Consider the following 12,974-nt stretch of genomic DNA (forward strand, 5'->3'; position numbering starts at 1 on the left):
GGACCGACACCATGACCGCCAGACGCGATATCGAAGCCATCACCGAACGCATCCGCCAGCGTTCCAGACCGGGCCGCGAGCGCTATCTCGGCCGTATCGCCGAGGCGTCGAACCGTACCGCCAACCGGGCCGTGCTGTCGTGCGGCAACCTCGCGCACGGCTTTGCGGTGTGCAGCCCCTCGGAAAAGCTGGCGCTGGGTGCAGACAAGGTGCCGAACCTCGGCATCATCACCTCCTACAACGACATGCTGTCGGCGCATCAGCCGTTCGAGACCTTTCCGGCGCTGATCAAGGACGCGGCGCACGAGGCTGGCGGCATCGCCCAGGTGGCCGGTGGCGTACCGGCAATGTGCGATGGCGTCACGCAAGGCCAGCCCGGCATGGAGCTGTCGCTGTTTTCACGCGATGTGATCGCCATGGCCGCCGCGATCGGCCTGTCGCACAACATGTTCGACGCCGCCGTCTATCTCGGCGTCTGCGACAAGATCGTGCCGGGACTGGTGATCGCCGCACTGACCTTCGGCCATCTGCCGGCGGTGTTCATTCCGGCCGGGCCGATGACCACCGGCCTGCCCAACGACGAAAAGGCCAAGGTCCGCCAGCTTTATGCCGAGGGCAAGGCCGGACGCGCCGAACTGCTCGAGGCTGAATCCAAATCCTATCACGGGCCGGGAACCTGCACCTTCTACGGCACAGCGAACTCCAACCAGATGCTGATGGAGATCATGGGCCTGCACACGCCCGGCGCTTCCTTCGTCAATCCGGGCACGCCGCTGCGCGAGGCCTTGACCCGCGAGGCGACGAAACGGGCGCTGGCGATCACCGCGCTCGGCAATGCCTATACGCCGGTCGGCCGAATGATCGACGAGCGGTCGATCGTCAACGGTGTCGTCGGCCTGCACGCCACCGGCGGCTCGACCAATCACACCATCCACCTGATCGCCATGGCGGCGGCGGCCGGCATCGCCATCACCTGGCAGGACATTTCCGACCTTTCGGAAGCGGTGCCGCTGCTGGCGCGGGTCTATCCGAACGGCCTCGCCGACGTGAACCACTTCCACGCGGCTGGCGGGCTCGGCTTCCTGATCCGCGAGTTGCTCGACGAAGGCATCCTGCACGAGGATGTGCAGACGGTGTGGGGCGAAGGATTGCGCCCTTACGCGGTCGAGGCAAAGCTTGGCGCCGATGGCGGCGTGGTGCGCGAGGCCTCGCCGCGCAAAAGCGGCGACGAGAAGGTGCTGGCACCGTTCAACAAGGCGTTCCAGGCAACCGGCGGTCTGAAAGTGCTCTCGGGCAATCTCGGCCATGCTGTCATCAAGACCTCGGCGGTGAAGCCGGAGCGGCGCCTCATCGAGGCGCCGGCCAAGGTCTTCGACAGCCAGCAAGGATTGAACGAGGCGTTCAAGGCAGGCACGCTGACCGGTGATTTCATCGCCGTCATCCGCTTCCAGGGACCGAAGGCCAACGGCATGCCGGAACTGCACAAGCTGACCACCGTGCTCGGCATCCTGCAGGACCGTGGCCAGCGCGTTGCGCTGGTCACCGATGGCCGCATGTCGGGTGCCTCTGGCAAGGTGCCGGCGGCAATCCATGTCACGCCGGAAGCAGTCGAGGACGGGCCGATCGCCAGGATCCATGATGGCGACATCATCCGGCTCGACGCCGAAGCCGGAACGCTGGAAGTGCTGGTGCCGGCCGGGGACTTCGCACTGCGCCGGACGGCCGACGCCGACCTCATCGGCAACGAGTTCGGTTTCGGCCGCGAGCTTTTTGCTGGCTTCCGGCAACTGGTCGGCCGTGCCGACCATGGCGCCAGCGCGTTTGGAACGGCGTGACGGCAGTTCTGCGTCGTTCGAGAGAAAGGGTGGTCCATGGCCCACCCTTCCGCGGTCGTGCATTCGATCCTATTGCACAGTCAGCTCAGCTCGCTCGCCGGCCTTGACCGTCACGGAGCCTTCCTTCGAGCTGTTGTCCGATTTCTCCGAGACGACGGCGTAGTCGCCTGCCGGGATCGCCGCCTGATACTTCTGGTCGAATGCATAGCCAAGCGACTTGCGGTTGCCGTTGATGTCCTTTTTGGTCTCGAAAATCTCGATCTTCGAGGCCCCGGGCGCGGTGATCGCCAGCACGCCGGCATTCATTGCGATCTTCAGATCCTGAAATTCGCCGGCCCTGACGGTGAACGGCTGCTCGACGACGGCAAGATCAACCGTTGCAATCAACACATAGTCGTCGGGCGGCAGATCGAACTTGCTGTCGGGTCCGTAGGCATAGGTCACCTCGTCCCTTGTTCCGTCGATCTTCTTTTTCGCCTTGAGCACCTTGAAGCCGATGCCTGAACCGTCCGCCTTGTCGCCGCCGGCAGCATAATAGGCATTGGCAACGACATGGCCCACGCCGGCAATCATGTCCTTTTCCACGGTCTTGCCGGCAGCCAGCGGAATCGTCTCGGCAACCACGCCCTGCCCGATCGTGACAGTCACTTTCTCGTCGCCGGCCGGCAACACGGCTTTCGTGGTCCCATAAAAGGTGGCGGGCATGTCAGCACCGGGATAGTCGATGACGACAGCCGCGCCATCGACGACATCTGCCCCCTCGCTCGGTCGCGGATGGATGATGAGCGTGCCGGCATTCAAGTTGAAGAGAGGCTTGTAGACCTGGCCTGCCTCAATCTTGATCTTCTGCTCAGTCTTGGCCTGGCCGTCACTTGCCACGACGATATAATCGCCCGGTTCCAGATTGCCCTTGTAGGCGCCGTATTCGGTGCTGATGTAGTCACCGCGCGTACCGTCGGATTTCGCCTTGTAAATTTCCCAGGCGTTGCCGTCGGTGACGGGGTCGCCGCCTTCGGCAAGCACCGCTGTCGGCAGCAAATTGAATTCCGGTTTCGCGGGTTCGGGCGCAGGCGTCGGGGCGGGAGCGGGTTCCGGAGCCGGCGCTGGCGCCGCCACGGTCTCGACAAGCGCCTCCTGCAACGCCTTCTCGTCGGAAGCCTGGATGTATTTGCCGCCGGTGTTGTCGGCAAGGCAGGCGATCTGCCTGCCCTCGTCGGCGGTCAGGCCGAAGCCGACGACGTCGGCGGTGAAATCGACGCCGGACGCTTCGAGCTCCTTACCTAGCGCGCAAGGATCGCCGCTGCAGGTTTCGAGCCCGTCGGTGATGAGGACGACGGTCGCCTTGTCCTCGGTGTATTTCAACGCCTCGGCCGCCTGCTTGACGGCGGCGGTCAGCGGCGTCTTGCCGAGGAATTTCAGGCTGTCGGCGACGGCCGAGATGGCGCTTGCCGAGCCTGCCTGTGGCGGCACGATCAACTGGATGTCGTCGCAGCTGCCTTTTTCGCGATGGCCATAGGCCATGAAGCCGATTTCCTCATCGGCGGGGACCGATTGAAGCACGGTTCTCAGCGATTCCCGGGCGATTTCGAGCTTGGGCTTGCCGTCGATCTGCGCCCACATCGAGCCGGAGGCATCGAGAATGATGATGACCTTGTTTGCGGCAAAGCCGAATGTGGTCATCGACAAAAGGAGGATCGCCGCAGCGACGCTCCGTGCTAGTCCCGCCATCGAAATCTCCTCAAGTCCGCCCCGGTCCGGGCGGGAAAGCTATTTGACGCGACGCCACGACACAAGTCCGGGTGCGGGTGTGGGGCGGCGGAATGTCAAACTTCTGAGCGGAAGCGAAATCCGCTCAGTAGGTCGTGCGCCGCTCTTCAGAAGGCGGCCGGCCGAACTGCAGCCGGTAGCTCTGGGCAAAATAGGAATGCGAGGTGAAGCCCGTGGCGATCGCAACATCGAGGATCGGCATGTTGGTCTGGCGCAGCAATTCGCGCGCCCGCTCCAGCCGCAGCCGCATGTAATAGCGGCCAGGCGTGACGCTGAGATGGCGCAGGAACAGGCGCTCGACCTGACGCACCGACAGGCCGGCGGATTTGGCCAACTGCACCGCCGACAGCGGCTCATCGAGGTGGTCGGCCATCAGCTCGACGATGCGCCGGAGCTTCTCCGACTTGCCGGTGAGGTCGCGTTCAGGTCCGACACGCTGGCGGTCGCCGGCTGAGCGGATGCGTTCGTGCTGGAACTGGTTGGCGACGCCATTGGCGAGGTTGGAGCCGAAATCGCCGCGCACGATCTCCAGCATCAGGTCGATCGAGGTGGTGCCACCGGCGCATGTGTAGCGCTTGCGATCTATCTCGAAGACGTTGCCGGTGCAGTTGATGTCGGGGAACCGTTCGACGAAGCCGGCGCGGTTTTCCCAATGGATGGTGCAGCGATAGCCTTCGAGCTGGCCGGCCTCGGCAAGCAGGTAGGACCCGACCGACAGCGCGCCGAGCGCGTTGCCGCGCCGGCCCCAGCTGCGCAGCGCCGCCAGCACCTTGCTCTTGCCGGGAAATTCCGTCGTCAGTCCGACCGAGACGAAGAGGATGTCGACCGGCGGCAGGTCGGCAACGGCATAGTCGATCTTGAGCGGCAGGCCATTGGAGGCCATCACCGGATCGCCATCGGCCGACACCGTCGTCCAGCCGTAGAAGTCGCGGCCAAGCAACCGGTTCGCCGACCGGAACGTGTCGATCGCAGCGGCCAGCGAGAACATGGAGAACTTGTCGACCAGCAGAAAAGCGAACTGCCGGCCACCTTGAACGGGGTCAGTCATGACCGGCCGTTCTACAGGAACAGTTGGGTTCGGCAAAGCTGCGGCTTTCTGGTGGGTCAGAAGGACGGCCGTTTGAATCCGGCCGCAAGGTAGGCTGAGGCTAACGTATTGGCCATCAGCATGGCAATGGTCATTGGGCCGACGCCCCCGGGAACCGGGGTTATGGCGCCAGCGGCCTTGGCCGCTTCGGCATAGGCGACATCGCCGACGAGGCGCGACTTGCCTTCGCCCTTTTCCGGCGCCGGGATGCGGTTGATGCCGACATCAATGACGGTGGCGCCGGGCTTCACCCAATCACCCCTGATCATCTCCGGCCGGCCGACGGCCGCGACAAGAATATCGGCGGTGCGGGCGAGCGCCGGCAGGTCCCTGGTGCGGCTGTGGGCGATGGTGACGGTGCAGTTGGCGGCAAGCAGGAGGTTGGCCATCGGCTTGCCGACGATGTTGGAGCGGCCGACGACGACCGCGTTGAGACCGGACAGGTCCTTGCCGCGCACGCGTTCGATCAGAAGCATCGAGCCGGCCGGCGTGCAAGGCACGAAGGCGGTCTCGAGTTCGCCGGTGCCGAGCTTGCCGACATTGATGAAATGGAAGCCGTCGACATCCTTTTCCGGCGCGATGGTCTGGATGATCTTGCCAGCATCGATATGGGCAGGCAGCGGAAGCTGCACCAGGATGCCGTTGATGGCCGGATCGGCATTGAGGTCGCCGATGATCTTCAGCAATGCCGGTTCGGAAGTTTCAGCCGGCAGCGTGTGCTGGACGGAATGAAAGCCGCATTCCTTGGCGGTGCGAGACTTGGAAGCGACATAGACCTGGCTGGCCGGATCCTCGCCGACGATGACCACCGCAAGACCGGGCTTGGCGTTGCCTTTCGCGACCAGTTCCGCCGTCAGGGTCTTGACCGTCCGCACCACGTCTTCGGCGACGCTCTTACCATCAATCACTTCGGCCATGGACCACCCTTCAACACCGTTCCGCCCAAGGCGGCCGCATCCGAAAACATGAATGCGTCGCCTTGAATCCTTGTCTGACACCTGCCGCGAAATCCGCACACCCGGATCAAGCCCGAGAGCGTGCATTCGACAACATGCAGCGCGGCATTTTCACGAAAATTCCAACACGCAATCCCGCCAAAGCGCCGTCCCATGCCGTTTACGCGAAACCGGCATGTTTTTGTTCGGCACCGGGGAGTAATTTTGTGGCTCAGAAGTAACGGCGGCGCGCGCGGGTCTCGGTGAGTTCGCGGACCGCTTCGCGGAATTCGCGCAGGCTGGCGCGGATTTCGTCGATCGGAGCCTGCTGTTCGACATCGCCCGGGGCGCGCGGCGCCTCCGCCGATGGCGGCTCATAGGGCTGCACTGACTGCTGCGGCGAGGTGGGCTGCTGCGGATAGACCGGAGAAGCGGGCAGAGGCGGATAAGGCATCTGTCCGGCATGGGGCGCGGGCTGCGGATAGGGATAGCCCGGCTGCTGGGACACCTGCCAGGGCTGCGCCTGCGGATAGCCCATCGGCTGCGCGTAGGGATAGGCCTGTGGGCCCGAATACGGCCGCTGCGGCACCATGTGAGGAGGCAATGGCGGCTGCGCCATCGGTTGCGGATAGGGGCCATGGGCGCCCGGCTGGAAAGGCGGCGGCGGATAGGCTGCCGCAGCCGGCTGCCGAGGCGCAAAGGCGGCCGCCGACTGGGAATAGACGGAGCGCGAATCTTCCGTTGATCTCACGTCAGCGAGGGGTGAAACCCACTCACCGGTATCGGCAGTGTCCTCCGGGGACGGCTTGCGGGACATGGCCTTGCGCAGCATCGACAGCAGCGCACTGATCCGACCGGGGCCTTCGTCCTGCGTGATCTCAGCCTGCTGAACAGGCGGGGGTGATGCCGGCGGTGGCGGCGCAGGGGGTGGCGGTGCCGCCGGCTGCGGTGCCGGTGGTTGTGGTGCCGGCGGGGGTGCTGCCTGAAATGCCTTGTCTTCATAAGGCACCCGGCGTTCGTCCGTACTGGGGTCGCGGCGCGAGCGCGAAGTCGCGGTCTCACGCAAACTCTCATAGGCGCCACGCATGACACCGAGGCCAATACCGGAGGCAAAGCCCAGCAACAGCCCGGCAAGCGCCACCACGACCCGCGACGGTCCGTTCGGCTCAAGCGGCGCGAAGGCCTTCGAGATCACATTGATGTTGGCGGTGTTGATGTCCTTCTGCTCGCCGGTCTCCTTGGCGCGCAGCAGATATTGTTCATAGACGGACCTCTTGGCCGCAGCCTCGCGCTCCAGTTCGCGCATCGACACCAGATCGCTGTTGACGTCGCCGCTGCGCACCTTCAGTTGCGCCAGACGAGAGGCGAGATCTTGTTCGAGCTGGACCGCGCGCTTGAGGTCGACCTGCAGCGACGAGCCGATGCGGTGCAGCTCCCCGGCGATGCGGTCGCGTGCACCGGCAAGCTGGGCATTGAGCGCCTGGAGTTCGGGGTGACGCGGTCCAAACCGGATGGCGGCGCGGTCAGCCTCCTGCTTGAGCGATGCATATTGCGAACGCAGATCGCTCATCGTGTTGGAGTTGATCTCCTCGGGTAAGGTACCGGTGAGAACCGAGTTGACGTCGACCGAACGCGCCGAGGCCGCCCGGGCATTGAGCTCCAGGGTGCGGGCGCGGGCAACCGACAGTTGCTCGTTGAGTTTCAACATCTCGTCGTCGCTGATGAGGTGGCCCTGCGCGTCGACGAGGTCGTGCGTGGCCCTGAAATCCTCGACCTTGCGCTCAGCCGCCTCGACGCCCTTGCGCAGTTCATCCAGCCGGGCCGTCAGTTCGTCGGTCGCGCGGCCGGCGGTATCGGACTGGATCTGGCCGAAGGTCTGCAGGAAGACATCCGTCATCGTGTTGGCGATGAGAGCCGATTTCTCGCCATTCTGCGTGGTGGCGCTGACGGTGATGACGAAGGTCTTGCCGCCGCGCTCGACCGAAAGGCTTTCGGCCAGGTTGCCGACAGCGAGTGCACGGCGGCGGGTGTCGTCGACACCGCCCGGCCCGTCGTGCCGCGACAGGATTGAGCGGACGAGCGACATGACGCCGAGGCCGCCGCTGCCTTGCCCATTGAATTCCGGGTCGTTGACGAGATTGAGCTTGTCGACGACCTTGTTCAGAACAGTACCGGACGTCAGCACCCGGACCTGATTTTCGACGATGGCCAGCGTGGCGTCGGAGGCGACGACCGACTGGGTGAGGTCGCGATCGGTGAGCTTCAGGTCGCGCGGATCGACGATCAGTTCGGTGGTGGCCTCGTATTTCTTCGGCGTCGACAGCGCGATGGCGATGCCGAGTCCGGCACCCAGTATCGTCGTCGTCACGATCAACAGCTTCGACCTGGCAACACCGCGGACGACCTGCATCGGATCGATCAGCGGCTTCCATTGCTGGCTGTCCACGCCGTGGTTGTGGGGCGCCCGCGCATCGCCTGAACGGTAAGGTTCGGATGTGCGATCGGGGCGATAGGTGCCTGCGGGCTCGGCGGCAACAGACGTGGTTTGCGCGTAGCCCGATGATGCCGATCTGGTTGCTGAATTATCGTCGGCGGATGAACCGCGCTGCGGCGGCACCTGCGCAGAAGCAGGACCATGGCCAGCCTGATAACCGTCCGTTCCGACCGCATCCGACGGCTTCAGGTTCGACAGCGCCTCGCGCTGCGAAGGGTTCGGCCGCGGCTCGCGCCGTGACCGGGCGAGACGATGGCGCGCGGCGGCATCCTCGCGCCACGACCGGTCTGCCCGATCCCCGATCGAGACCAGCGACGCGTCGGGTTCGTCGTCGCCGCGCACAGCCTGGCCGAGCGCCAGCAGCGAACGCTCGCGCTTCCAGTCTTCACGGTTTTCCCTGTCGACCATCGTCTGGAGCTTTACCCTTGGCGGCCTGCAAACGGCGCTTCGCCATTCGTTAAGCCACGCTAAACAGGCATGGAAAACAAAAGGTTAATTTTCACACGCCGAAGCCGCGGTTTCCCTCTCTGCTGGCAGCTATTTTTCGACCCACCCTCAAGCCTCAGAACGGCACGTTAAGTTTTCCGACCTAAGTTTCCCCAGAGACATGACGCAAGCCAGTGACATATCGCAAAGGCGGCCCTTCGCCCGGATCGGCACTTTTTTGGCCGAACGACGGGGGCTGCTGCGCGACTATTTCTCGGCGATCAGCGGCGCCGGCGGACGACTGGTGTTTTCACTCGCCTATTTCATCGCGCTGGCCAACACGCTGTCCATTTCCGAGTTCGGCATGTTCGCCACCGCATCGGCGGCCGGCGTCATGCTGTCGCGCATCCTCGCCTTCGGTTTCATCTCGGCGCTCTATCGCACGGCCACCATCCGCCCCAATCTGATCGGCACCTTCACCGCTGGCTTCCTGCTGCTCGGCGTGCTGTCGCTGCCGCTGCTGGCCGCGGCCTCGTTCGGCGTCTACCAGATCTTCTTCGCCGACACCGTGCCGCTGTCGGTGTTTGCGGCAATCGTCTTTGCCGAGGCGCTGTTGTGGCGGCCTGTGGAGGTGGCGCTGATCGTCAACAACGGTCTGGGCAAGTTCGGCCGCGCAGCCCTGCTTGCCATCATGGCGACGGCGCTGCGGGCGCTTGGGGCGGTGCTGTTCATGTTCTGGGCGCAACATAGCGTCTGGATATGGTCGTGGTTCTATATCGGCGCCAATGCCGCCTCGCTGCTGATTGCATTCGGCTTTTTCTACCCGCGCCAGCGGTTGCGGCTGCGCATCGAGCTTTATCTGCGGCGGCTGGCCGACTCCATCTACGTGGCCGGCGCCGAGGTGCTGTTCTACCTGCAGATGGAGTTCGACAAGCTACTCGTGCTGGCGATCGGCGGGCCGCATCTGGCCGGTATCTACGCCATCATCATGCGGCTGGTCGACCTGACGGCCATTCCGATCCGCACCTTCTCGATGATGCTGGTGCAGCGCATGATGCGGGCCCCCGAACTGCTGTCACGGCTGGCGGTCAAGAGCGGCATCGAGGGCGGCGTGTTCGTGGTCTCGACGCTTGCGCTGCTGACGCTTGGCATCGTGCTGCATTTCTTCCCCAACGCGCTCGGCAAGAACGTCGCCGAGGCCGCCCCGCTGGTGGCGCTGGCGATCTGCGTTCCGGGACTGCGCAATCTGGTCGAATACCAGGCCGAGCTGCTGTTCGCACGTGGCCAGACGCTGGTGCGGGCGCTCAATCTCGGGCTGCTCGCCGGGCTGAAGGCGGTGTTGCTGACCTATGTGCTGACGACCATCCTCGACACGCCGAACCTGGTGCTGTCGCTCAACGTCGTCTTCCTGCTTCTGTATCTCGCCTCGACGCTGCTCACCTATTCGGCGATGCGCAAGCCGGCGAAGCCAGTTTAGAGCTTCCACTTTTGGGACTATGCTTAGCTAAGCCCGATCAGGCGGCGGATGCGGCCGATATCGGTGCCGATGAACGACTGCATGCCGATCGCCACCTGCTCCGGCGCCATGGCGCCAAGGAAGCGGCGAAACTCGTCGTCCGACAGCGCTTCGCCGGTCCAGTGGACGCGACAGAACTCGTCCGAACCGTGGAAATGGCCGGCGCCCTCCAGCAGATCGTCGACGTAGCGGCCGTAGATCATGCACTCGGAGAATTTGCGCGCCGAGCCGACGACCTCGACCCAGCCGCGTGCATGGACTTTCTCGATTTCGTCGCACATGGCCCGCACGGTGTCTCGCCGCCACGCGATCAGCGTCGAGATATAGTCATGGATCGATGTCCGGGACGGGTCGATGCCGAGTGCCGCACCCGCGTTGCGCGACCAGATGCGATGCTCGTCATGACCTTCGTCTGCAAGCACCCCATCGCGGCGGAACAGCCGCGCCTTGCCGTCGCGCCAGAAGGCGCCGCAGTCGAATGGTTTGACGAAGGCGACGTCGGAATCGCAGAAGATCAGCACGTCTTCCCGGGCATGCGCGGCAATCGCGATACGGCGCAGCTGCTGTACGTGCCAGCCGCGCAGCGGCTGGGTCTTCAGGCTGAGCCAGACGCGCCGGCGAAACAGGCTGAGCGGATCATCGAAGGCATGCAGCCAGCGCGGCAGCAATTCCCGCTCGTCGACGACGCTACGATGGCCGGTTTCCAACTGACGGAAAAGGTTGATATCGCGATGTTCGACCAGGATGTAGTGGTGCGCCGCGCCTGAGACGTGGCGGTCGAGCGTTTCGCACAGCAGGCGGCAGCGTTCGAAATCGGGCGCATAGCTTGCCGTCACTATTGCCGCCGTCGGTATCTGCCGAAGCGGGCTTGGCTGGACAGCGGCACCCGGAACGAACCGGCTGTTCAATGGATGTCTCCGGCAGCTTCGGATGCGCGCGAGAATCTCTGCCTGACGACGCGCAGCAGGAACAGTGGATTGCCGACGACGTAGCGACGCCACAGGCGGCCCGGTTCGACAGCCAATCGAAACAGCCATTCCAGGCGCAGCTGGCGCATCCACAAGGGCGCCCGCGGCACCGCGCCGCTCAGGAAATCGAGCAATGCACCAACGGCGATCGGCAGCGTGCAGTGGCGCGCGTCGATGTGGCGCGCGATCCACAATTCCTGGCGCGGCACGCCCATGGCGACGAGCAGCACGTCCGGCCGCAGGGTTGCAATCCGTTCGACGATCTCCGGCTCCTGCGCGGCGGAGAAAAAGCCGTCGTGGATGACTACGAACCTATGCTGGACGGCAATCGCCGCCAGTTTCTTCGACGCCGCTTCGGCATTGACGCGCGTGGCCCCGAGCAGAGCCACGGTCAGCGGTCGGGTCGAGGCCTGCAGGAAGGCAGGCACGAAATCGGTACCATTGAGATTGTCCGGAAAAGGCGAGCCGTAGAGAACTTTCGCCGCGAGATCGACACCGATGCCATCAGGTAGGATGAGAAAGTCATCCAGCGCCTCGGCGAAGACCGGATCCGTGCAGGCCATGTTGGCATTGTGGGCGTTGAGGAAAGTGACCTTGGTAAAACGGCGCTCTCTGGTCAACCGCGTCAGCAGGGCCATGGCCTCGTCCCAACGGATCGCGAGCACCGGGATGCCGAGGATCGTTCTCAAGGTGTCGCGCCCCGAAGCGGCGCGGGTGGAGTGCATGTTCATGCAAACGCCTCCTGCCTGACCGGTCCGAGTTTTTCCAGGCCGAGCCGGATAGCGGCATCGAGCGCCTTGAGCTGCGAACGACGGAATGCGCTGCCGTCAACATCCCGAATGTCGGCCGCCGATGCCTCAAGGGCGCTGGCGAAGGCGGCGGGATCGTCGGTGACGATGCAATTGGCCGGGCGATGGTCGATGCCGCGCAGCGAGCGGCTGGTGGCGACGGACGGCAGACCGAGCTCGAAGGTTTCGATGGTCTTCAACTGGACGCCGCTGCCGGCGGTGCTGATCAGCGGGATGACGGCTGCACTGCGCACAAAGGCCTGGGCATCGGGCACACGGCCGACAAATTCGACGCCCGGATGCTTGGAGGTGATGCCCGAAGGCATGCTGCCGGCGATGCGGATGCGGAAACCGGGCCGCAGATGCGGCACCACCTTGCCCAGGAACCAGTCGAGGCCGATGCGGTTCGGCTGCCAGGTCCAGGTGCCGACCAGCGCCGCGTCGCAGTCGATGCGGCGCTGGCCTTTGGGTTCGGACGCCTGGGCGCCGGTCACCAATGGCAGCACCGCCGAGCGGTCGTTGGAGGCGACACCGAGTGCCCAGCGGTCCTCCTCTGCCAGGGTGAAGACGAAGCGTGCCCGACGGCAGAGACGCTCTTCCATGGTCCTGAGCAACCGTGCCTCGCGGCGGAACAACAGGCGCTGGAAGAGGCTGCCGGCGGCAGCCGCGTTCTCCTGCGCCGAAAGATGTTCGACATTGTGAGCGACGAAGATCGAAGGCCGCTCAGCGAACAGCTTTTCGAAGGCGCCGGCGAACTGCACGGAATTCATCACATAGCCGTCGACCGGACCGACGCCTTTGACAGCAGCGAGAACATCGCTGTCGGAGACGGCGCGCAACTTGACCGACGCGAAGGTGAGGCCCGATGGCAGCGCCTTGCCGACCCAGGCCAGCTTTTGCCGCGCAGAGGCATTGTCCGTGCGCACATCGATCGCGCCCAGCACCACCGTGTTTTCGGGATCGGCCGCGGGTTTTCCCGGCCAGGTGAAGCCGATGACGGTGACGCGCGCGCCGGCACGCCGCAAGGCAGCGATGATTGCAGCGTTGGCGATCTCATAGCCCGAGGCGAGAGCGCCGTCGGGCACGATCGATGTGGCAAACAGCAGATGCATCTCACCTATCCTGTGGGTGTAGCCGGTAGCAAAGTGCGGTGAACCC

At 64.5% G+C, this 12,974-nt stretch carries 9 protein-coding genes; 2 read left to right on the forward strand and 7 right to left on the reverse strand.

The window, feature by feature from the left end:
- Nucleotides 1-11: 11 nt before the first annotated feature.
- Nucleotides 12-1,835: a phosphogluconate dehydratase gene (gene edd / locus AC1D10_RS10860; protein WP_477271424.1), complete on the forward strand. Its 1,824-nt coding sequence runs from the start codon at nt 12-14 to the stop codon at nt 1,833-1,835.
- Between the two features lie 69 nt (nt 1,836-1,904).
- On the opposite strand, the gene AC1D10_RS10865 is transcribed toward edd, so the two are convergent.
- The 4 genes from AC1D10_RS10865 to AC1D10_RS10880 all read right to left on the reverse strand — a co-directional run bounded on the left by AC1D10_RS10865 (nt 1,905) and on the right by AC1D10_RS10880 (nt 8,526).
- The gene (locus AC1D10_RS10865; protein ID WP_477271426.1) at nt 1,905-3,563 is read right to left on the reverse strand and encodes a vWA domain-containing protein; all 1,659 of its coding nucleotides are present in this window, start codon (nt 3,561-3,563) and stop codon (nt 1,905-1,907) included.
- 124 nt (nt 3,564-3,687) lie between these two features.
- A complete protein-coding gene (locus AC1D10_RS10870; RefSeq protein ID WP_013530232.1) occupies nt 3,688-4,650 on the reverse strand; it encodes a GlxA family transcriptional regulator in 963 nt (320 codons plus the stop codon).
- Between the two features lie 56 nt (nt 4,651-4,706).
- Nucleotides 4,707-5,606: a bifunctional methylenetetrahydrofolate dehydrogenase/methenyltetrahydrofolate cyclohydrolase FolD gene (gene folD, locus AC1D10_RS10875; protein WP_477271428.1), complete on the reverse strand. Its 900-nt coding sequence runs from the start codon at nt 5,604-5,606 to the stop codon at nt 4,707-4,709.
- Between the two features lie 250 nt (nt 5,607-5,856).
- A complete protein-coding gene (locus AC1D10_RS10880; RefSeq protein ID WP_477271429.1) occupies nt 5,857-8,526 on the reverse strand; it encodes a GumC family protein in 2,670 nt (889 codons plus the stop codon).
- A 199-nt stretch (nt 8,527-8,725) separates the two neighbouring features.
- Here AC1D10_RS10880 and AC1D10_RS10885 point away from each other — a divergent pair, with 199 nt between their 5' ends.
- Nucleotides 8,726-10,021: a lipopolysaccharide biosynthesis protein gene (locus AC1D10_RS10885; protein WP_477271431.1), complete on the forward strand. Its 1,296-nt coding sequence runs from the start codon at nt 8,726-8,728 to the stop codon at nt 10,019-10,021.
- Nucleotides 10,022-10,044: 23 nt separating this feature from the next.
- Here AC1D10_RS10885 and AC1D10_RS10890 read toward each other — a convergent pair whose 3' ends face one another.
- The 3 genes from AC1D10_RS10890 to AC1D10_RS10900 are packed head-to-tail and all read right to left on the reverse strand — an operon-like array spanning nt 10,045 to nt 12,928.
- Entirely contained in the window at nt 10,045-10,968 is a 924-nt protein-coding gene (locus AC1D10_RS10890) for a DUF6492 family protein (RefSeq protein ID WP_477271433.1), read from the reverse strand.
- Entirely contained in the window at nt 10,965-11,759 is a 795-nt protein-coding gene (locus AC1D10_RS10895) for a WecB/TagA/CpsF family glycosyltransferase (protein WP_477271435.1), read from the reverse strand. The genes AC1D10_RS10890 and AC1D10_RS10895 overlap by 4 nt, the downstream gene beginning before the upstream one ends.
- Nucleotides 11,756-12,928 carry a glycosyltransferase family 4 protein gene (locus AC1D10_RS10900; protein ID WP_477271437.1) on the reverse strand — a complete coding sequence of 391 codons (1,173 nt, stop codon included), beginning with the start codon at nt 12,926-12,928 and terminating at the stop codon, nt 11,756-11,758. Before AC1D10_RS10900 ends, AC1D10_RS10895 begins: the two co-directional genes overlap by 4 nt.
- Nucleotides 12,929-12,974: the final 46 nt, after the last annotated feature.

The sequence above is a fragment of the Mesorhizobium sp. P2_A8 genome (assembly GCF_056404935.1).